This is a genomic window from Methylophilales bacterium MBRSF5 (genome assembly GCA_001044335.1).
In the GTDB taxonomy this organism is placed as follows: domain Bacteria; phylum Pseudomonadota; class Gammaproteobacteria; order Burkholderiales; family Methylophilaceae; genus BACL14.
In genome coordinates this window covers 1304312-1325978 of record CP011001.1, presented here as the reverse complement: position 1 = coordinate 1325978, position 21667 = coordinate 1304312, and the positions used below count along the sequence as shown (strand labels likewise).

Sequence of the window (21667 nt, the reverse complement as noted above, 5' to 3'; positions counted from 1 at the left end):
TTTTATCTTTCTTTATTTAATAGTTCCTAATTTAAATCTTGTAATTCTACTTACTTGTTCAATTTTTCTTAAGTTTCTAATAATATCCGCTAAATGAATTCGACTCTTCACTTCAATTAAGAAATGAATTGAGGTAAAACCTCCACCATCACTCTCTTCAGTTGTCAGCTTGTCAATATTAGATTCCATTTCAGCAATAACAGAAGCAATCTTTGCTAAAACGCCTCGTTCATTACTGACTAAAATATCTAATTTAACTTTAAACAATCGATCTGGATTTGGCTCCCATTCAACATCAACCCATTTTTCTGGATCAACTTTAATTTTTTTAATTTCATTACATTCATGAGTATGAATAATCAAACCGCGGTCTTTATCAATGTAACCTAAAATTGGGTCTCCAGGAATTGGATGGCAACAATCAGCTAAATCTATGGCCATACCTTCAGACCCTTTAATAGAAATTACATCTAAAAACTTTTCTTGACGTCCAACACTAGATTGACCACTGACAATTGTAGATAATTGATGAGCTACCATAATATTGACTCTTTTTCCTAAAGCAATATCTATTAAAATTTCGTCTTTATTCTTCAAATGATAGTCATGCAGTAATTTATCCCAATGTTTCTTTTTGATACTGTCTGGTTCAATGTGAAAGGCTTTCAATGCCTTATTAAGAATACTGTAGCCAAGTATCACAAGATCACTAGATTCAGCTTTTTTCATAAAAGCTCTAATTTGTGATCTTGCTTTTCCTGTAATTACAAAATTTAGCCAAGATGGGTTAGGTTTGGCCATAGGGCCTGTAATGATTTCAATATGATCACCCGTTTTAACCTCAGTTCTCAAGGGAACCAACTCATTATTTATTTTACAAACGAAGCAGCTATTACCAACATCAGTATGAACAGCATAGGCATAGTCCACTGCGGTTGATCCTTTCGGTAACACAAATATTTTTCCTTTGGGAGAAAATACATAGACTTCATCAGGAAAAAGATCTACTTTTAAATGTTCTAAGAATTCAAGTGAGTCTGCACTATCAGACTGGATTTCCAATAATCTTTTTAACCATTGATTGGTATCCTGTTGAAGGCGTGTAACTTGATTTTCTTTAGTTTTGTACATCCAATGTGCAGCCACTCCGGCTTCTGCCAAATTATTCATTAATAAAGTTCTTATTTGAATCTCCAATGGCATTCCGAATGGGCCAAAAAGGGTAGTATGTAATGATTGGTATCCGTTTGCTTTTGGAATCGCAATGTAATCTTTGAATCTTCCTGGGATCGGTTTATATAAAGAGTGAAGGACACCCAATGCATGATAACAATCCTTAATATCTTCAACAATTATCCTAAATGCATAAATATCTGAAATTTCTGAAAATCCCAGATTCTTTTCTGCCATTTTTTTATGAATACTAGCAGGCTGTTTTTCTCGTCCTAGAATTTCCGCTTTAATTTTTTCTTTTTTTAATTTTGCCTCAACTTCTATGAGAATTTTTTCCACAACTTCTTTACGATTTCCACGAGCAGAAGCTATTGCTTTAGTAATTGTTTGGTGTCGAAGAGGATGAATATGTTTAAAACATAGATTTTCTAACTCTTGATAAATTCTGTTAAGGCCCAGTCGATTTGCAATTGGTGCATAGATATCAACCGTTTCTTGTGCAATACGTTTTCTTTTTTGCTCATTAAGATGTCCCAGAGTTTGCATATTATGTGTGCGATCACATAACTTGATAATCATGACTCTGATATCTGATGACATCGCTAAAAGCATTTTTCTGAAATTTTCAGCTTGAGCCTCAACAACATCATTAAAATTTAATTTATCTAACTTGGATAATCCATCAACAATCTTTGCAACTTGTTTGCCGAATTTTGATTCAACCTCTTTTAAAGTAGCCTGAGTGTCTTCAACAACATCGTGCAAAAGTGCAGCTATAATTGAAGGCCCATCGAGATGAAGATTTGCTGCAATACATGCCACTGAAACTGGGTGCGTAATATAAGGCTCGCCGCTTCTTCTTTTTTGATCTATATGGCACTCAAAAGCATAATGATATGCTCTGTATACATCTTGAATTTCACTTTTTTTTAAATAAGTAATTGCCTGTGATAGTTTTGATTCAGGATGGTCTGCTGGAATAATGATTGCATCGCCAGTATCTTTAGTTAAAAAATTTGGGTCAGCCAAAATTATTCTCCAGTAGGTTTAGAGTGGGGCTGACTGCTCCTCAGGTTCGTCTGTGACTTGGCTCTCATCTTTAGAAGATGGTTGATTTCCTGTCAACAATTCTAATCCAATGGCTCCTGCAGCAATCTCTCTTAATGCTAAAACCGAAGGTTTATCTTCATTCACATTGTCAATCATTGATTCAGCACCATTAGCCAATTGACGAGCTCTGATAGATGCAATTAGTGTTAATTGAAATCGATTTGGTATTTTTTTTAAACAATCATCAACGGTAATTCTTGCCATACTTATCCTTCTATATAAATTATGCTGTAAATAATTTCATTAGTTCACTTACGGTATGTGTTAATTCTTCATTAATTGTAACATAGTCAAATTCATTGGCATGAGAGATTTCCTCCTCTGCAGATTGCATTCGTGTTTCTATCACCTCTAATGAATCCTGATTTCTTTCAATTAATCGCTCTTTTAAAATTTCTAAACTTGGCGGCATAATAAAAATGCTGACAGCTTCTGGAAACATCTTTTTAATACTTTGCGCACCCTGCCAGTCAATCTCTAAAATTACATCATTACCATTTTCTAGTAATGAATGAACAGATTTTTTTGAGGTTCCGTAAAAATTTCCATGGCAATGAGCGTATTCAAGAAATAACCCCTCTTCAATCATCTTTTCAAACTCTGTTATTTCAGTAAAAAAATAATCCTTGCCATTCACTTCGGATGGCCTTGGTTTTCTAGTTGTATGGGAGACAGAAACTTTTAAATTAGGACACTTTTTTAATAATTCTTTGACAATTGTCGTTTTACCAGCACCAGAGGCGGCGCTGATGATAAATAATTTATTTTTATTTAAGTTTGTCATTCTATATTCTGTATTTGTTCTCGCATCTGCTCAATTAAAACTTTAATGTCTACTGCAAGTGATGAAATTCTTGTTGATATTGATTTGGATCCTAATGTGTTTGCTTCACGATTTAACTCTTGCATCATGAAATCAAGTTTTTTCCCAACAGGATCTTTACTCTTAAGTAAATCAACAATTTCTTTATTGTGAGACAAGATTCTGCTTAACTCTTCTTCAATATCTGATTTTTGTAAAAAATAAACTACTTCTTGTTGAAGTCGTTGTTGGTCAATCTCGCTATTAATATCACTTAATTTTTTTATTAATTTTTGTTGATGCTCTTTTGCATCATCTTTATAAAATTTTCTGACATTTTTAACATGTGCAATAATAGCATTTACATTTTGCTTCAAAATGCTGGATAAATTTTTGCCTTCTCTGGCCCGATCTTTATTAAAATTTTTTAAAACATTACTTAAAGCTGTAAGTAGAGCTTTTTCATTAATGTTAATATTTTTTGGTTTTTGATTCGAATTGATAAAGTTGATGATTTCATGTGGCGTAGCTGAAAACTCCTGTTTTGTTAAGTGTGCCACTCTTTTCATAATCTTTAAGGCATCTTTGATTTGATCATCAGAATAACTTGATTTACTTTGTTGATTTAAAGACTTAGAAATGCGACATTCGACCTTACCTCGTTTAATTGTGTCACTGAGCAAGGATTTAATTTTTGCTTCTAAATATTTAAGGTCATCATCTAGGCGAATATTCAAATCCAAATATCTATTATTCAATGCACGTATTTCAACAGACAAACTTACACTTGAATCAAGTTTAAAGGAGCCATTAGCGTATCCGGTCATGCTATTAATCATATGAATTTTCTCTACTTTGACAAATTAATGAAAATTTTTTCCTCATTTTATCTTTATAATCTTAAAACATAATAAATTAATTTAGGTAACTTATGAGATCAAACAACCGAACTAATAGTCAGCATCGCCCAATCGAAATCACTAGGAATTATACATGTCATGCAGAAGGCTCAGTATTGATCAAATGTGGACAAACTCATGTTTTGTGTAACGTCAGTGTCATTGAAGGGGTGCCTTCTTTCCTTAAAGGTCAAGGCCAGGGTTGGCTAACAGCTGAGTATGGCATGTTACCTCGATCAACCTCATCACGCATGCAAAGAGAGGCGGCCAGAGGAAAACAATCTGGACGAACTCAAGAAATACAGAGGCTCATCGGAAGAAGTTTAAGGGCCATGATTGATTTAACTAAGATTGGGGAAAATACATTACAAGTTGATTGTGATGTTCTCCAAGCTGATGGAGGTACCCGAACCGCATCTATCACTGGAGCTGCATGTGCAATTGAAGATGCAGTTGAATACATGTTAAAAGCTAAGTTAATATCAGAGTCACCTATCATAAAAAAAATTGCAGCCATCTCAGCAGGAATTGTGGAATCAAAGGTGCTCGTTGACTTAGATTATGATGAGGACAGTAACTGTGAGACGGATATGAACATTGTAATGACAGAGGATAAACAGTTCATAGAAATTCAGGGGACAGCTGAAGGAAATCCATTCAGCCAAGATGAGTTGAATGAAATTTTAACTTTGAGCTCTGATGCGATTCAATCTATTTTTCAAATTACACACAAATAATATGACAAAAGTTGTCCTTGCCTCAAATAATCAAAAAAAAATAAATGAGATGCAGCATTTGCTCGCGGATATTAATTTGGAAATCATGCCCCAATCTTTTTTTAATATCGGTGAAGCAGATGAACCGTATCAGACTTTCGTTGAAAATGCTCTAGCCAAAGCGAGATATGCATCTAAAAAAACTAATTTACCTGCGATTGCTGATGACTCTGGCATTTGTGTTGATCATCTTGATTTTAACCCTGGTGTTAGATCTGCAAGATTTGCACACGAAAACGCCACAGATGATGAAAATTTATTAAAACTTCTTCATGATTTAAAGGGAGTAAAAAACAGAAATGCACACTATTATTGCTCCATTGTTTTTGTAACAACGCCAGATGACCCTCAGCCCATCATCTGTGAAGGAATTTGGAAAGGAAAAATTGTTGAACAGCCAAGAGGGTCTAATGGTTTTGGATACGACCCAATTTTTGAAGATTTTATGACAGAAAATACCGCAGCAGAACTAGATCCTCAATTAAAAAATAAACTCAGTCACCGAGGCCAAGCCTTGCAACAATTAAAACTGAAACTTACAATAAAATATGAGCAAAAATAAATGGCCTGTGTGGAAGCGTGATGATGGAACAACCGTTTCCTGTACTGAAAAAATTAAAGTCATGAAAGAGAATCTTGATGAGATTAACCAGCTCATGCAGGATGCTTTCGAAGATGGCGTGATTATGGAGGTATCTGACCAACAAATAAGAGATGTTTTCCACGATATAGTTAATCAACTCAATAATCCTTACAAAAATAAAAAATGATAACCACACCACAGTCTGTTGGTGTATATGTGCATCTTCCATGGTGTATTCATAAATGTCCCTATTGTGATTTTAATTCGCATGAGGCATCTCAAGAAAAGGTGAGATCATTAGAGGAAGAATATGTTGATACCCTGATTGAAGAATTTAATTTTTACCAAGATCTAATCAAAGAACGAATCATTACATCTATTTTTTTTGGTGGAGGCACCCCCAGTCTTATTTCACCCAAACTATATGAAAAATTTATTAATGCCATCCACAAAAACTTTAACTTATCAGAAACTGAAATTACACTCGAGGCAAATCCGGGAACAATTGACATTAAATATTTTCAATCCTATGCCGATTTAGGTATCAATCGAGTATCCCTCGGTATACAAAGCTTTAATGACAACCACCTTCAGTCCCTAGAAAGAATTCACTCATCCTCGGAAGCAAAACAAGCCATTGAAGTCGTAAAAAAATATTTTAAGAATTTTAATCTTGATTTGATGTTTGGCTTACCCAATCAAAGCCTAGCTGAATTAAAAGAAGATATTAATACTGCCTTATCATTTGATCCAAGTCATCTTAGTTTTTATCATCTCACGATTGAACCTCAAACCAGGTTCTTTAAATCCAAACCAGAAATTCCTTCGGATGATGATGCTTATGAAATGTTAAGCCTTGTGTTAACAGAATTAAAAAATTCACATTTTGATCACTATGAGACCTCAGCTTTTGCTCAACCCGATCATCAATGCAGACACAATTTAAATTATTGGACATTTGGCGACTACTTAGGAATAGGAGCAGGCGCACATTCAAAACTTACGCATGAGAATGAAATTTTTAGAATGGATAATACTAAAAATCCAAAACAATACATTACAGAGGTGGACAAACAGAACTTCTTCTCTAATAAAACTTTAATTCCTCAACATGAACTGCCCTTTGAGTTTTTAATGAATGCACTTCGCCTGACACATGGCTTTACTAAAGAAACATATTCTGAAAGAACAGGCTTATCACTTGATGACATCAAATCAAAACTCCATCCATCATTTCAACAAGATTTATTATATGAAGATCATGAGATACTCAAACCGACTGCAAAGGGTGTGTTGTTTTTAAATGAAATACTGCATAATTTAGTCTAAGATAAGGAATATTATTATGAAAATAAATAAGATTAATGAGGAAATAAGCGTCTCTGAACAAATTAATGTTGATGATTTAAAGATCATTAAGGATGCGGGATTCAATACTATTATTTGTAATCGGCCTGACAATGAATCAGCCGACCAAACTCCTCAAGAGATTATCAAAAGCGCCGCTGAATCTGTTGGTCTAAACTATTCTTTTATTCCTATTTTTCCTGGTCAGTTCACTCAACAGGCAGTCGACGAATTTAACGAAATATTTTTAGAAAAAGAGAATGGCCCTATTTTTGCCTATTGTCGAACAGGCACCCGTTCATGCACACTATGGGCTCTAGCGAATCGAGATAAGATGTCGGGTAATGAAATTGTGGAGCAGGCCAAGGGAGCTGGATACGACTTATCTCAACTTTTTCTTTAACTGAATTTCTGCCAAGCTAATAGCTTTGGTAACTTGTTTTGGACTGGTTCCACCAATGTGTGACCTCGCTGCAACTGACCCTTCAACAGTTAAAAAATCATAAACATCCTTTTGAATCACGCTGCTAAATTTTTTCAGATCAGCTAATTCAATTTCGTGAAGTGACAAATCATTTTTCACCGCATGATTCACTAAATTTGCAACGCTTTCGTGTGAGGTCCTGAATGGCACTCCTTTTTTAACTAAGTAGTCTGCAAGATCGGTTGCTGTTGAAAAACCTTCTTCAGCATAATGTAACATTTGCTTTTTATTCACTGTAATGTGCCTAACTAAATCAGCATATATTTCGAGACTACCAATTACAGTATCCACCGAATCAAAGACAGGCTCCTTATCTTCTTGATTATCTTTATTGTAGGCTAAAGGTTGAGACTTCATTAGTGTCAATAAACTCAGAAGATTTCCATTCACTCTCGCAACCTTTCCTCTAATAAGCTCTGGTACGTCAGGATTCTTTTTTTGCGGCATGATGCTGGATCCAGTACAAAACTTATCTGCAATATCGATAAAATTAAAGAATGGGCTCATCCACATAATTAATTCTTCAGAGAGTCTAGATAAGTGGGTCATCATCATTACAGCATTAAAACAAAATTCAATTGCAAAGTCTCTGTCAGAAACGGCATCCAACGAATTCATCGAAATACCTTCAAATTTCAATTTTTTAGCGACAAATTTTCTATCAATTGGATAAGTGGTTCCTGCCAAAGCAGCTGAACCCAAAGGCAACTGATTTATTCTTTTTCTTCCATCAAAAAATCTATTCTTATCTCTGTCCAACATCTCATAATAAGCCATCATATGATGGGCAAAACTAATTGGCTGAGCAATTTGTAAGTGAGTTAGGCCAGGCATGTAAGAATTAATATTTTTTTTAGCCAAACTGACAATATTTTTTTGTAATTTTGTTATCTTTAAAATAACTTCATCTGTGATGTCTCTTAAAAAGAGTCTCAAGTCTGTCGCAATTTGATCATTTCTAGATCTACCCGTGTGGAGCTTTTTCCCGGCATCACCAATTAATTGCGTTAATTTTTTTTCAATATTTAAATGAACATCTTCATCAGACACACTCCATTTAAATTTTCCCAGCATTATTTGCTCACTAATTTTTTTTAGCCCCTGATCAATTTTTTTAAAATCAGTTGCAGAGATAATTTTTTGTTTTTTTAACATTTCTGCATGAGCTAATGAACCCTGAATATCATAGAGCGCCAATCTTTGGTCGAAATCAACAGATGCCGTAAAAATCTGTACTAATTTATCCACCGGTTCATCAAACCTGCCAGACCATTTTTTATTTTGTTCTTTCATAGTCGTAAGTATATATCAAAGCCTTTTATACATCACTAATAAGCAAGCCCTATGCTAGAATTTCAGCATGAAAAAAATGATCCGTATCGCATCTCGTGAAAGCCAATTGGCAATGTGGCAAGCCAACTATATTGCTGATCGAATTAGAGAAAAATATCCCGACACAGAAGTCAGCGTGCTAAGTTTTAAAACTCAAGGCGATATTATTTTGGACCAACCTCTTGCTGAGATTGGCGGCAAGGGTTTATTCATCAAAGAGCTGGAACATGCCTTATTAAATAATGATGCAGATTTAGCAGTTCATTCGATGAAAGATGTTCCGATGGACCTGCCAGAACCATTTGAAATATGTGCAATCTCTCAAAGAGAAAATCCCAGCGACGCTTTTATCAGTAATAAATATGCTTCACTAGATGACCTTCCACAAGATGCTGTTGTAGGGACCTCAAGCTTAAGGCGCCAGAGCCTGATTAAACATACAAGGCCTGATTTGATTATTGAAAGTCTTCGTGGAAATTTACAAACTAGACTGAAAAAACTAGATTCTGGAATATATGACGCCATTATCCTTGCCTCTGCAGGTCTGATCAGGCTTAACCTAGAAAATAGAATTAAAAGCACACTTGATGTGAAACAATACATCCCATCAGTAGGTCAAGGAGCGCTTGGCATTGAAATCCTTAAAAATAAGTCTGAGATAAAAGAATTTTTAGATTTTTTAAATGACGAACAAACACAGACTCAAGTCGAGGCTGAAAGGAAGATCAGTAAAACCCTCGCAGGAAGCTGCACAGTGCCAATGGGAGCCCACGCATCCATAAAAAATAATTTACTCACCATTCAAGCCTTTGTATCCTCGCCGGATGGAATTAAAATGATTCGTGCTACTGATACTGGACCATGCTCAGAGCATCTTTCACTTGCCAATAATGTAGCTCAGTCACTGATTGTTCAGGGTGCCAAAAATATTCTTGGACTTGGGCATGGCTAATCTAATTGCAACTCGTTCTAGCTTACAAAATCAATCCATCATAAATTTTTTTAAGGGCAGTTCTCTGAACGTCATTGATTATCCTTTTATTGAAATTGAGCCTATATTTTCAACACCTGAAATTAAAAAAATTATTGATGACATGCACTTATTCAAAAAAATAATTTTTATCAGTTCAAATGCGGCACAATGCTTCAAAATAATTTCAGAACATCACTCAATAAAATTTTCTGATAATGTACAAGTATTTGCAATTGGTCCAACCACAAAAAAAGAATTATCTTTTTTAAATAAGAATATTTTTTCCCCAATTGACCAATTTGACTCAAAAACACTCCTTGAGTTACCAGAAATACAAAATGTAACAGATGAGTCAATATTGATTGTGAGAGGCGTTGGCGGTAAAGAACTATTAAAAAATGAGTTAGAAAAAAAACAAGCCAATATAGCCTACCTAGAGTGTTATCAGAGAATCTTTAAATTGATAGATTTCAATATAATTGCAAATTGTTCACAAAAGGAAACTTTGTATATCTTGATTACAAGCTCACAAATAGCACAACATTTTATTGATCAGCTTGGGTTATTTGAAAATCCAGATCAAATTCACTTTGATCATATCCACTTCATAGTGAATCATGAAAATATAGCAAAAGAGTTATCAGTATTTGAGTGTGATATAAAAATCACGCCCACTTTGGATCCTGAAAAATTACAATCTTTATGCATTAATTAGGATTATTTCGGCGCAAAGGTAAATGCATCTGAGAAGAAGCTATTTGGATTTAAACCGGCTTCGACAAATTCTTTGTATGCCACCTCTATCATTCCAGGTGCACCACAACAATATACGTCAAATGAATCTAATTGGCCTAGATCTTTGATTACTTTTTTATGTACTAAACTTTTTTCTTGTCCATTTACGACTTCTTCAGAATATATATTAATGGCCTCAAAATTATTAATATTTTTTTTCCAATTCTCAACGACCTCATCTTGATATAAATCTTTATGAGTCTTGAAGCCTCGGTATAGATATATTTTTCTTTCCTCCCCAGCTCGATGGAAATCATTAATGATTGATTTTATTGGGGCAAAACCAGTTCCACCGGCAACAAAAATCATTGGACGATCTGATTCTCTGAGGTAAAAGTTTCCTATGGGCGCCTCAATGCGATGGATACTTTTTTCTTTCATCTCATTAAAGACATAGTTGGTAAATGTACCCCCTTCAATTAAACGAACATGCAACTCAATCAAATCATCGCTCGGTGCATTGGCCATTGAAAAGGCTCTTCGTGCTCCATCTTTTAAAATAAATTCTAAGTATTGTCCTGCTTTGAATTGTAAATTTTCACCTGCAGGCAGCTTTAATAGAATCTGCATAACATCATGATTTAGCAAGTTTAATTTTTCGACCCTGACAGGAGTTATTTTTTTTGGAAATTCATCAGGTTTTTTTTCAACTAGGCTTGATATTGTGACATCACTCGTCGCATAAGTTTTACATAATAAAAAGTTCTGCTCACTCTTATCTTGGTCAGTGAGTACTCCTGGCATGATGTCTTCATGAAACACCTCGCCTTCGATAATTGTTGCCTTGCATGATCCACATGACCCACTTCGACATCCATAAGGTAACGATATTCCAGAAGATATTGCCGCCTCAAGGATAGTTTGACTTGGCTTTATTTCAAATTCAACACCATCAACTTTTCCAACATACATTAGTCATCATCCTCTTTTTTAAATTCACCCTCAATCACCGAATCATTTTTTTGTTTTTTTTGATTAAAACGATTTTGCATTTCTTGAAATAAATTTTCGTTTGGGTTTTTCGATGGCATAACCAGCAATATAATGGCTATAAAGTCAGTGACGATACCCGGGAAAAGAAATAGTCCACCAGCTATCATATTTTTTGCTGTGCCCATGATCATCTGAAATGGCGAACCAGCACTCTGAAATGAATTCATCATTCTAAAGAGCAGTTGGGACTTTTCTTCTTTTATCATTCTCCAGCCAAGCACACCAACAACAACCATGTATAAAAAGTACCACCACCCATACAATGAGCCAAGTTTAAAATAGCCCCATATTTCGATAAACGGGACCAGTATTAACAACCAAATACCTATAAATTTCATGATGTTAGCTTTCCTATGAGATAATGATCTGAACCATTTTTCTTTTGCAAGTCATATTTCAGTAATGACCAGATACTTAACCTTATTCATTTTTATTTTAGCACCCTGGCATTTATATGCGGATGATTTTAATGATTTAAAGTCATTAACAAAAAATGCAGATAAAATTTTAACGGTTGAGGAGGCGTTTCCATACGAAATTTCTATTTCCCCAACCAATAGTTCTATCTCAGTGCAATTTAACACTCAACCTGGCCACTATCTTTACCAATCTAAATTTAAATTTTCTTCATCAAGCAACACTGATTTCCAATTTAACTTTCCCGAAGGTAAAGAGAAAGAAGATGAGTTTTTTGGCAAACAAATTATTTATGACCAGCCACTGGTATTTCAAATTAATTTAAAGGAACCTCTTGCTGATGATGAGTCGTTTGTCATCCACTTCCAGGGGTGCAGTGACCAGGGACTATGTTATCCGCCTCAACAAATTTCAAATGACACGAAAAATCTTGATAGAACGAGTATTGGAGGATCTGATATTTACCAGGAAGCCTTTAAAGCTAGCATCTATAAAGCATTTGCACTTTTCCTCTTTGGTGGAATTCTATTGTCATTAACGCCCTGTGTACTGCCACTAATTCCAGTTCTCCTGGCCATGTTAAGTAATCTGAAAAATAACAGGGGGCTTGCTACGATTGCCTATGTTGTTGGTATCTGTATCACCTACAGCCTTATTGGCCTCATAGCCGCAAAAACAGGAAGTGTTTTATCGATTTACCTCCAAGGTGAGCTTGTCTTGTTGTTCACAGCTCTGTTATTTATATTATTTTCTCTGGCCATGTTTGATGTGTACGATTTAAATCTCCCATCCTCCATCCAAACGAAACTTAATAACTTTGCCAATAGCTTAAATACAAAAAATTATTTAGGAATTGTTTTATTGGGTATGATCTCTTCGTTAATATTGAGTCCTTGTGTTGCACCTCCACTGGCAAGCGCTATCTTGTATATTAGCCAAACAGGGAATGCGTTTATCGGGATGGCCTCTCTATTCTTTTTGGCATTAGGGATGTCTTTGCCCCTCTTAGTAATTGGATTGACATCCATAAAATTTATTCCGAAGACAAGACAAGTCAACATCTTTTTTAAAAAATTAATTGGCTTTATTCTGCTTGGCTCTGCCATCTATGTTGCCAAGCCGCTATTAAAAAGTTTGACGATTGAATTTCTCTTTATCTTATTAGGACTAATCGTTTTTATTTACGCATTGATAGCTTTAAAGCTTAAAAAATTTATTCAAATTATTTTATTGATGCTAGCTTTTATTGCCTCTATATTTCTGTCCATCGATTCTTTCAAACAATATCAGCTGAATGAAACAGAGAAAATTCAATTTAGCATGGTCACAACTGAGAATGAATTGAACTCAATAATTCAAGAAGCAAACAAACCCATACTGATTGATTTTTATGCAGACTGGTGTGTCGCCTGCCTTGAATTTGAAAAATATACTTTCCAAGATATAAATGTTCGAGCTGAACTAGATAACTTCATCCTCGTAAAAGTCGATGTGACAGATTTTAATGAGAATGATAAAAAAATTATGAACCGATTCAATATTTTCGGGCCTCCAGCCATTGTATTTTTTAACTCGGATAGTGAAGAGTTAACAAAAAAACAAATTTTTGGATTCATGAATGCTGAAAATTTTCTCAAACACATCAAGGACATTAAATGAAAAAATTACCAATCATCGCATTAATTTCTTTGGCCTTTATTGTTGGCATTGGAACTAATATTTTTATAAATTCATCCGGAGAACGGCAGATTGCTGATACAGAGAGTAAATCAGCTATGGATCTTCCCTTTTTGATTGAAAATGGAGGAAAGGTATCATTAAATGATATTGAATTTAAGGAAATATTAATCATTAACTTTTGGGCTAGCTGGTGTGAGCCATGTAAAAAAGAAATACCGGAACTCAATAGCTTCAATGCAAGTTTAGATAAGGACAACATTACCCGTCTTATTGGCGTTGCAATAGATGATATGGATGAAGTCATTTCGTTTATGAAGGAAATACCAATTACATACTCGAATCTAACAGATGAAAAAAATGGTTTTCTATTGAGTCGTCACTTTGGCAATGACAAGGGTGTGTTGCCATTCACTGTTGTAGTAGATAAAAACTATCAAATCCTCCATAAATTTTATGGTGAAATAACTGAAAAAGACCTATTAAATGTCGTCAAATAACATTTAAAAGTTATTATATGTAGTTAATAGATCATTATTTTAATTTTTAATTTCTATTTATAAGATATTTGCTTTTTTTTATACTAGACGCTTTATTTTAGTAGACAAATGTCGTTAAATTCGGCAAACTGGAGTTCTACTGTAGAGATTAATATGAAAATAGCTTTAATTAATGGACCCAATCTAAATCTTCTTGGACAGCGAGAGCCAGATCTTTATGGCAATCAAGGTTTAGAAGATATTAATAATGAACTTCAAACTCTATTTCCAAAAATAACTTTTAGTTTTTTTCAAAGCAATAGTGAATCAGAGATCGTAAATTTTGTTCATGCGCTAAAAGTTGATTATATCGTTATTAATCCTGCAGCATTTACCCATACTTCAGTAGCTATTCGAGATGCTATATTAGGAGTAGGTATACCTTTTTACGAAATTCATTTATCAAATGTTCATGCTCGGGAGGAGTTTAGGCATAAATCTTATTTTTCAGATAAAGCCAAGGCAGTGATATGTGGTTTAGGTAAGGATGGTTATTCGGCAGCAATTCAACACATTGTTAAAAATTCATAAAAGGTAAGAATCATGGACTTAAGAAAACTAAAAAAACTAATCGACCTGGTGGAAGAATCTGGGATTAGTGAATTAGAATTAACTGAGGGTGAGGAAAGTGTTCGTATCAGTCGTCAAGGTCAGGCAGTTCAACAGCCTCAGCAATATACAATACCTCAGCAACCAGCACCATCAATACAAAGTGACACCACAACCCCAACAGCTAATGTTGTCAAAGAAGATGTGGTTCAAGAGTCAGATAATGCTCTGACGTCTCCAATGGTGGGTACTTTCTACAGATCATCCTCACCCGAGGCAGATCCATATGTTGAAGTAGGCAGCACTGTAAAAAAAGGTGATACCTTATGTATTGTTGAGGCAATGAAATTACTCAATGAAATTGAGGCCGATCGAGACGGAACCATTAAGAAGATTTTAGTTGAGAATGCTCAGCCGGTTGAATTTGGTGAACCACTTTTTATTATTGAGTAATTTATGTTTGAAAAAATTCTTATTGCTAACCGCGGAGAGATAGCACTCCGAATCCTAAGAGCCTGTCGCCAGATGGGTATTAAAGTGGTAACTGTTCACTCAGAGGCTGACGTCGATGCAAAGTATGTCAAACTTTCTGACGAATCGGTCTGTATAGGTCCAGCGCCATCAAACCAGAGTTACTTAAATATCCCTGCCATTATTAGCGCTGCCGAAGTAACCGATGCTCAAGCCATTCACCCCGGATACGGTTTTCTTTCTGAAAATGCTGATTTTGCTGAACAAGTTGAAAAAAGTGGATTTACTTTTATTGGCCCTAAATCAGAAACTATCAGATTAATGGGTGACAAGGTAAGTGCTAAAGAGGCGATGATTAAAGCCGGTATTCCAGTTGTGCCAGGTTCAGATGGTGAGTTGAGTGACAACCCTGATGAAATAATTAAAACGGCAAAAAAGGTTGGGTACCCTGTGATTATAAAAGCAGCCGGTGGTGGTGGTGGAAGAGGAATGAGGGTGGTCCATTCCGAAGCATCGCTTCTAAATGCAGTCTCCATGACAAAAAATGAAGCTCACAGCTTTTTTGGTAATGCTGCGGTGTATATGGAAAAATATTTGGAAAAACCAAGGCACATTGAGTACCAGGTACTTGCAGATAATCACAAAAATGCGATCCACCTTTTTGAGAGAGACTGCTCAATGCAGCGAAGGCATCAAAAAGTTATTGAAGAAGCTCCTGCGCCAGGGTTGCCAGAAAAATTAAGGAAAAAAATGGGTGACAGATGTGCAGATGCCTGTAGAAAGATTGGTTATCGTGGTGCTGGTACTTTCGAATTTTTATACGAAAATGGTGAATTTTACTTCATTGAAATGAATACTCGTATTCAGGTTGAACATCCTGTGACGGAAATGATTACTGGGGTTGACTTAATTCAAGAACAAATAAGAATTGCAGCTGGTGAGAAGTTAAGCTATCGCCAGAAAGATATTGCAATTAATGGTCATGCAATAGAATGTCGGATCAATGCTGAAGATCCATTTACGTTTATTCCATCACCTGGTCTCATCAATCGTTTTCATGTACCCGGTGGTCCTGGAATCAGAGTTGATACTCATGTTTATGGTGGTTATCGCGTCCCGTCGCATTATGATTCAATGATTGGTAAGCTAATCGCACACGGGGATACGCGTGAAAAGGCTGCTGCAAAACTGCAAATGGCTCTCTCAGAAATTTATTGCGAAGGAATTAAAATTAATATTGATTTACATCGTGATTTATTAATCGACCTTGCTTTCCTTAAAGGTGGGCCAAGCATTCATTATTTGGAAGAAAAATTAGGAATGAAAAAATAGGTGATTTCTTTATCACTGATAGTTGATGATGATATTGCACAGTCCATTGGTGACCATCTCATTGAACTCGATGCGCTATCACTAAACTTTAGCGACTCTGATTTAGACACTCAGAACGAAATAGCGATTTTTGGTGAGGACCCTGATGATCATGAAAGGTATTGGAAAAATACCAAGGTCATGGCCCTATTCCAGAATGATCGTACTCTCACAGAGGTTATTAATTCCATTCACAATGAGTTTAACATTCATATCGATCAGATTCAGGTTGAGTCTGTTGCAGAAAAAGATTGGGTTAAAGAGACTCAGTCACAATTTAAGCCGATCCAAATTAATGACAAAATTTGGATCATTCCCTCCTGGCACAAGACAAAAAATAATAATACGATTAACATCCACCTAGACCCTGGATTGGCATTTGGTACTGGATCGCATCCCACTACCAAACTTTGTTTAGATTGGTTAACCAAAATTGATCTTATTGATAAATCTGTCTTAGATTATGGATGTGGATCAGGAATTTTAGCTATTGCGGCAGAAAAATTAGGGGCCAAATCAGTTGCTGGAACTGACATTGATCCTCAGGCAATTACGGCCAGTCATCAAAATGCAGAGAATAATCAAACGAGTGCCATTAACTTTTATACATCAGACGAATCAACAAATGACCTTTATGATATTGTTGTCGCAAATATATTATCAAGAACACTTAAAGTATTAGAACCACTAATACATTCTAAATGTAAACCCCAAGGGCGTATCGCACTATCTGGTATTTTGCAATCACAGGAAAATGAAATCAAAGAGATATATGCTGATAACTTTATTTTTGAAGATTCTTTATATCAAGATGGTTGGGTATGTATGACTGCATTAAAAAAGTCATAGCTGTTCAATATTCTTCAATATTTGTTTACTTTTTTTAATATATAAGCCCCTATCTTCTTCTTTCATTTTATTTATCTGCATCTTTACAATACCCATTCTTGGATTATTTTCTAATAATGTTGGATTGTTTAAAAAAAAGCTCCAATAGAGACTATTAAATGGACATGAGTTATCTGCAAATTTAGTCTTGACGTCATACTGACAGGATTTACAGTAATTTCCCATCTTATTAATATAAGAGCCAGATGATACATAGGGTTTTGTGGCCAACAAACCTCCATCAGCATACTGTGACATGCCTAGTACATTTGGCATTTCAACCCATTCGATGGCATCTATGTAAATTGCCAAAAACCACTCATGAACAAGCTTTGGATCAACTTCACTGAGTAACATGAAATTACCCAGTATCATTAATCTCTGGATATGGTGGGCATATGCATGTTGTAAAGACTGTTGAATTGATTTTTGCAGGCAGTTCATGTTAGTTTTACCATGCCAAAAAAACTCAGGTAACTTATTCTTAAATTTTAAAAAGTTACTCTGTCCATATTCAGGCATTTTTGCCCAATACACTCCTCGAATATATTCTCGCCAGCCAATAATCTGCCTTATAAATCCCTCGACGGCGCTTAAATTGGATAAATCTTTTTTTAAGTTCTCCTCCACTGTTTCAGCAATCTTTAATGGAGATAGCATTTTAGTGTTAAGAGCAAAAGAAATTAATGAGTGGAATAAAAAAGGATTTTCATTCGCCATGGCGTCTTGAAAATCACCAAATTTATCAAGGCTGAATCTTATAAAATGGTTTAGGACTTGTAATGACTCCTCCTCATTACTTGGCCAATTAAAATTTTTTGTATCAACAGATCCGATGTACCCAATTTCTAATTCATCAATCTCATCCTTGAGATGTCCTACATCATGATAGAACCTGATACGATCTGGTATAGATTGTTTTGGATCCCACTTTTTCCTATTGTCCTGATCATAATTCCACTTATCACCGATAGGTTTATCACCAACCATCAAGATGGAATATTTTTTCCTGATATGGCGGTAGAATTCTTCCATTCTCCATATTTTTTTCTTAGTGAAAAAATCACGCAAATCTTGCCTGTGAGTCAAAAAATGTTCTGTCGAATAAGATTGGTGTTCTAAACCGATTTGATCGGTTATTTTTTTCATTTCTTGATCCAGTCGATATTCATCAGGCACCTGATATTCAAATTTATTTATATCTGAATTTATTTCAATTAATTTAAGAATATTTTTATAAAAGGATTGCTGATTATCCGGATCTTTTAATTTGATATACCTAACAACATGGCCTTCTTGCTCTAATTCTTTTGCAAAGTTGCGCATCGCATGCATGAACGCTAGCATTTTTTGAATATGGTGCTTTGCATAAGTCATTTCAGGAATAATTTCCATCATCAAATAGATGACATTGTGATCAATTTGCTTGAACCAGCTGTGCTTTTTATTTAATTGATCACCCAATAATAATCTAATTGTTTTCATTCCAGCACATCTCATATTGATTATCTATGTCGTAAGTATTCTTCTGCTTTTCAACATTGAATCGTCTACCGCCTCTGGGATCCGTTCCATACCCAGCGATGTATATCCAATTACCCTGGTTAGAATAAATATCAAAATCGATCAAATATTTTTGGAAAAAATCAGCGCCAATTCGCCAATCTATTTTCATTTCAAAAATAATAAAGGAGGCTAATATTTGTCTCATTCGGTTGGATAAGAATCCACTATTTTGTAACTCTCTAATACCTGCATTGATAAATGATGACTCTGTGTTAGCCTCTTCTAAATTACTTATGTTATCTTGACTTGTCTCATTAATCTCTTTATTTTTTAGCCCGAATTGGAAATATAGTTTTTTGTTATATTTAAAGTGCAAAAGTCTAAAGTAATCTCTCCACAATAGTTCGAACAATATCCAATAAGTACCCTCGTTAGCCCCGTTACTCTCCTCATAATTTTTGAGGGAAGTAAAAATTTGTCTTGCTGAAATTAAACCATGTGCAAGCCAAACCGAAAATTTTGTTGAAAAATCATTGCCCATTAACTCATTTCTTGTCTGTTTATATTCAAGCGCTTTTTTGTCTGAAAAATAATCTTTCACATATTTTTGTGCGCCATTTTCACAGATAGTGTAATGATTTAAAAAATCTACACTGCCTCTATATTTGATATCAAAATTGGGTAATTGATATGAATTAATATTTGAAAGATTAGCAGGTTTCGGAAGAGTTAATCCTTCATAAAGGGTCGCTGTAATTGGCTTTAATTCCACCTTCTTTCTAAATGTCGTAAAGGTGTCAGGTAAATCGATGACATCAAAATCAAGGTCATCAATATTTAACAAGGTAGAGTCCCAGAAGGACAGCACATCTGTCTGAGTAATGCTTAATTCCTCATCCTTTTCGTAAGGACTAACTATTTTTTCACAATATATTTTATTAATTTGGTATTGTTTTGCCAAAGAAGAAAATATATCTGAAGGCTCACCCTCAATAATATAGAGTTCATGCCCCAAGTCAGATAAATTTATCTTAAGTTGATTCAACACATCAATTAAAAATTTATTCTTATGATTTTCATGGCCATCAAGAACTCTTAAATGCCGATTAACTATATAAACAAAAGAAATGCTTGTTGAATCTTTGATACATTGCACCAAAGGGTAGTTGTCATGAATTCTTAGGTTGTTTCTAAACCAGAAAATATTATGTGACACGATGATTTTTACACCTTTGCGAGCAATACTTTACCTCATCCCAACATCTTTCCCATTTCTTTCGCCATGAGAAAGGTCGCTGACACGTGACGCATTTTTTTTGGGGCAAGTTTTGTTTATGCATATTTCTAAGATGATATTAAAGGGGTTTGGTTCTTCAATATTTAGCTAATTTAAAAAAAAATGCTTATAATTAGTTATGCGTCTTATATCATCACTCACTATTTCTTTGTTCCTAGCCTCGTGTGCTACCACTAATCAGAATATTCAACGCCCTGCCCCACATAACGACTATACTGGTAAATTTGTTGAACAACATTTTTCTGGAGAAGATGCTAATGACTACATGATGAGGGCATGTAAGGTATATGGCGGTCTCAACCAAGACAGTATTCAAAAAAAAGATAGTGATTTATTACTCCAGGATATATTTGAGTTTAAATGTAATTTTGCCAATAAGCTATCTGACGAGTTAGAAATTGACGGAAAATCATCGAAACGCTTGAACGGAACAATTGCAAAACAGAAGTGTGAAAGACTTGGGTTTAAAGTAGGTACAGAAGATTTTGCAATTTGCCTGGAAGAATTAACTCAATGAGGTATATTTTTTTATTACTTTTCCTTGCCAGCAACTCTTTCGCAAATGAATTAACTTATATTTGTGAGGGATTAAGTCATTTTGAACTTGTTGGAGCCAGTGGAGCAAAAGAGGAACAGCAGTCACGGGAATACAAATTTGAAGATTTAACCTTAATTGACCTCAATAACATTGAATGCGAAAAGTCCAAAACTACTTTGACATGTAAATCAAATCTTTTAAATATCAGATCACTCAATCTGGATTTAAAAACATTAAAAATTACTGACTCGATATCAGGAAATAAAGGGTTTGGACATTATATTGAAAATTTTGAGGGCCAATGTCAGATCAAATAAATATTAAAGAGCTATCTCCTAATGCTTTTGATGTAACAATATATTCAAATACTGAAACAAGCCATCAAGTTACAATTTCAGATAATTTCATCACTGAATATCAAATAAAAAATCTCACAAAAAAAGAAATTATTGAACAATCATTCATATTTCTTTTGCAGAGGGAATCCAATACTTCTATTTTAAGAAAATTCGATATTGAAGTGATCGCAAATTACTTTCCAGAATATAAAAAATTATTCAAATAACAGAAACTTAACAAAATTGATCTAGTCATTTCATATTATAAATTTGGAGTGACTATGTTTAAATATTTTCAAATAATAATCCTATCCTACGCAGTATTCTCAAATCCATTATCTGCCGAAGAGATTAAAGATGGTCTCTATCAAGAATTCTTTGAAAATAAATCTCCGAAATTTGAAATCACCTATAAAAATGGAAAGAAAAACGGCAAAGAAAAATTTTGGTATGAGAATGGTCAAATTAAAATGGAAAGTGACTTTAAAGATGGTAAGGAACATGGATACTGGAAGCAGTGGTATGAGAATGGCCAGATAAAACTTAAAGTTGAATATAAAGATGGAAAAGAAAATGGCCTATGGGAACAATGGTTTGACGATGGTCAACAAAAATCAAAAAGTTCGTGGGTCAATGGTACCAAAGATGGTCACGAATGGATTTGGAATAAAGAAGGTGAGTTGATATCCAAAGATTTATATCAAAATGGAAAACTAATTAAGTGACTTGAAATTTTCTTTAAGAGCTCCCATATACAAATTATGGTTGTTATGCCTAATGGGTAACACCAGAATTTTTATTTTGCTTTA

General features: G+C 34.6%; 24 protein-coding genes and 2 pseudogenes. 17 read left to right on the top strand and 9 right to left on the bottom strand.

The window, feature by feature from the left end:
• Window positions 1–12 precede the first annotated feature (12 nt).
• The 4 genes from UZ34_07060 to UZ34_07045 are packed head-to-tail and all read right to left on the bottom strand — an operon-like array spanning window position 13 to window position 3912.
• Window positions 13–2160 carry a guanosine-3',5'-bis(diphosphate) 3'-pyrophosphohydrolase gene (locus UZ34_07060; GenBank protein AKO65198.1) on the bottom strand — a complete coding sequence of 716 codons (2148 nt, stop codon included), beginning with the start codon at window positions 2158–2160 and terminating at the stop codon, window positions 13–15.
• Window positions 2161–2220: 60 nt separating this feature from the next.
• Window positions 2221–2487 carry a DNA-directed RNA polymerase subunit omega gene (locus tag UZ34_07055; GenBank protein AKO65086.1) on the bottom strand — a complete coding sequence of 89 codons (267 nt, stop codon included), beginning with the start codon at window positions 2485–2487 and terminating at the stop codon, window positions 2221–2223.
• Window positions 2488–2506: 19 nt separating this feature from the next.
• Window positions 2507–3067: a guanylate kinase gene (locus UZ34_07050; GenBank protein AKO65085.1), complete on the bottom strand. Its 561-nt coding sequence runs from the start codon at window positions 3065–3067 to the stop codon at window positions 2507–2509.
• A complete protein-coding gene (locus tag UZ34_07045) occupies window positions 3064–3912 on the bottom strand; it encodes a hypothetical protein (GenBank protein ID AKO65197.1) in 849 nt (282 codons plus the stop codon). Before UZ34_07045 ends, UZ34_07050 begins: the two co-directional genes overlap by 4 nt.
• Window positions 3913–4016: 104 nt before the next feature.
• On the opposite strand from UZ34_07045, the gene rph reads away from it, so the two are divergent.
• The 5 genes from rph to UZ34_07020 are packed head-to-tail and all read left to right on the top strand — an operon-like array spanning window position 4017 to window position 7093.
• Window positions 4017–4721: a ribonuclease PH gene (rph, locus tag UZ34_07040; protein ID AKO65084.1), complete on the top strand. Its 705-nt coding sequence runs from the start codon at window positions 4017–4019 to the stop codon at window positions 4719–4721.
• Between the two features lies 1 nt (window position 4722).
• Window positions 4723–5322, top strand: a complete 600-nt coding sequence (locus UZ34_07035) for a nucleoside-triphosphate diphosphatase (protein ID AKO65196.1) — start codon at window positions 4723–4725, stop codon at window positions 5320–5322.
• Entirely contained in the window at window positions 5309–5530 is a 222-nt protein-coding gene (locus UZ34_07030; protein ID AKO65083.1) for a hypothetical protein, read from the top strand. The genes UZ34_07035 and UZ34_07030 overlap by 14 nt, the downstream gene beginning before the upstream one ends.
• A complete protein-coding gene (locus UZ34_07025) occupies window positions 5527–6672 on the top strand; it encodes a coproporphyrinogen III oxidase (protein ID AKO65082.1) in 1146 nt (381 codons plus the stop codon). The genes UZ34_07030 and UZ34_07025 overlap by 4 nt, the downstream gene beginning before the upstream one ends.
• Before the next feature lie 16 nt (window positions 6673–6688).
• Entirely contained in the window at window positions 6689–7093 is a 405-nt protein-coding gene (locus tag UZ34_07020; protein ID AKO65081.1) for a hypothetical protein, read from the top strand.
• Here UZ34_07020 and UZ34_07015 read toward each other — a convergent pair.
• Window positions 7073–8467: an argininosuccinate lyase gene (locus UZ34_07015; protein ID AKO65080.1), complete on the bottom strand. Its 1395-nt coding sequence runs from the start codon at window positions 8465–8467 to the stop codon at window positions 7073–7075. The two genes, UZ34_07020 and UZ34_07015, sit on opposite strands and share 21 nt — an antisense overlap.
• A gap of 67 nt (window positions 8468–8534) precedes the next feature.
• Here UZ34_07015 and UZ34_07010 point away from each other — a divergent pair, with 67 nt between their 5' ends.
• Window positions 8535–9458, top strand: a complete 924-nt coding sequence (locus UZ34_07010; GenBank protein ID AKO65079.1) for a porphobilinogen deaminase — start codon at window positions 8535–8537, stop codon at window positions 9456–9458.
• Complete coding sequence (locus UZ34_07005) at window positions 9451–10194, top strand: hypothetical protein (protein ID AKO65078.1); 744 nt, start codon at window positions 9451–9453, stop codon at window positions 10192–10194. Before UZ34_07010 ends, UZ34_07005 begins: the two co-directional genes overlap by 8 nt.
• 2 nt (window positions 10195–10196) lie before the next feature.
• Here the strand turns inward: UZ34_07005 and UZ34_07000 are convergent, their stop codons facing one another.
• The gene (locus tag UZ34_07000) at window positions 10197–11186 is read right to left on the bottom strand and encodes a CDP-6-deoxy-delta-3,4-glucoseen reductase (GenBank protein AKO65077.1); all 990 of its coding nucleotides are present in this window, start codon (window positions 11184–11186) and stop codon (window positions 10197–10199) included.
• Window positions 11186–11605 carry a hypothetical protein gene (locus tag UZ34_06995; GenBank protein AKO65076.1) on the bottom strand — a complete coding sequence of 140 codons (420 nt, stop codon included), beginning with the start codon at window positions 11603–11605 and terminating at the stop codon, window positions 11186–11188. The genes UZ34_07000 and UZ34_06995 overlap by 1 nt, the downstream gene beginning before the upstream one ends.
• A 64-nt stretch (window positions 11606–11669) precedes the next feature.
• Here UZ34_06995 and UZ34_06990 point away from each other — a divergent pair, with 64 nt between their 5' ends.
• From UZ34_06990 to UZ34_06965, 6 genes and pseudogenes are all read left to right on the top strand, one after another.
• Window positions 11670–13343, top strand: a complete 1674-nt coding sequence (locus tag UZ34_06990; GenBank protein AKO65075.1) for a hypothetical protein — start codon at window positions 11670–11672, stop codon at window positions 13341–13343.
• Window positions 13344–13522: 179 nt separating this feature from the next.
• Window positions 13523–13861: pseudogene (locus tag UZ34_06985) on the top strand (hypothetical protein).
• Window positions 13862–14014: 153 nt separating this feature from the next.
• Window positions 14015–14431 carry a 3-dehydroquinate dehydratase gene (locus tag UZ34_06980; protein AKO65074.1) on the top strand — a complete coding sequence of 139 codons (417 nt, stop codon included), beginning with the start codon at window positions 14015–14017 and terminating at the stop codon, window positions 14429–14431.
• 12 nt (window positions 14432–14443) lie between these two features.
• Window positions 14444–14902, top strand: a complete 459-nt coding sequence (locus tag UZ34_06975; GenBank protein ID AKO65073.1) for an acetyl-CoA carboxylase — start codon at window positions 14444–14446, stop codon at window positions 14900–14902.
• 3 nt (window positions 14903–14905) lie between these two features.
• Window positions 14906–16252 carry an acetyl-CoA carboxylase gene (locus UZ34_06970; GenBank protein AKO65072.1) on the top strand — a complete coding sequence of 449 codons (1347 nt, stop codon included), beginning with the start codon at window positions 14906–14908 and terminating at the stop codon, window positions 16250–16252.
• Between the two features lie 3 nt (window positions 16253–16255).
• Window positions 16256–17140 carry a hypothetical protein gene (locus tag UZ34_06965; GenBank protein ID AKO65195.1) on the top strand — a complete coding sequence of 295 codons (885 nt, stop codon included), beginning with the start codon at window positions 16256–16258 and terminating at the stop codon, window positions 17138–17140.
• Here the strand turns inward: UZ34_06965 and UZ34_06960 are convergent.
• Window positions 17135–18664 carry a deoxyribodipyrimidine photolyase gene (locus UZ34_06960; protein AKO65194.1) on the bottom strand — a complete coding sequence of 510 codons (1530 nt, stop codon included), beginning with the start codon at window positions 18662–18664 and terminating at the stop codon, window positions 17135–17137. The two genes, UZ34_06965 and UZ34_06960, sit on opposite strands and share 6 nt — an antisense overlap.
• A 28-nt stretch (window positions 18665–18692) precedes the next feature.
• Window positions 18693–19901: pseudogene (locus tag UZ34_06955) on the bottom strand (hypothetical protein).
• Window positions 19902–20100: 199 nt separating this feature from the next.
• Between UZ34_06955 and UZ34_06950 the strand changes: the two are divergent.
• Genes UZ34_06950 through UZ34_06935 form a run of 4 tightly spaced genes read left to right on the top strand, consistent with a single transcriptional unit; the run spans window position 20101 to window position 21583 of the window.
• Window positions 20101–20499, top strand: a complete 399-nt coding sequence (locus UZ34_06950; GenBank protein ID AKO65071.1) for a hypothetical protein — start codon at window positions 20101–20103, stop codon at window positions 20497–20499.
• The gene (locus UZ34_06945) at window positions 20496–20837 is read left to right on the top strand and encodes a hypothetical protein (protein ID AKO65070.1); all 342 of its coding nucleotides are present in this window, start codon (window positions 20496–20498) and stop codon (window positions 20835–20837) included. Before UZ34_06950 ends, UZ34_06945 begins: the two co-directional genes overlap by 4 nt.
• Complete coding sequence (locus UZ34_06940) at window positions 20822–21085, top strand: hypothetical protein (protein AKO65069.1); 264 nt, start codon at window positions 20822–20824, stop codon at window positions 21083–21085. Before UZ34_06945 ends, UZ34_06940 begins: the two co-directional genes overlap by 16 nt.
• A gap of 54 nt (window positions 21086–21139) precedes the next feature.
• A complete protein-coding gene (locus tag UZ34_06935) occupies window positions 21140–21583 on the top strand; it encodes a hypothetical protein (GenBank protein AKO65068.1) in 444 nt (147 codons plus the stop codon).
• Window positions 21584–21667: the final 84 nt, after the last annotated feature.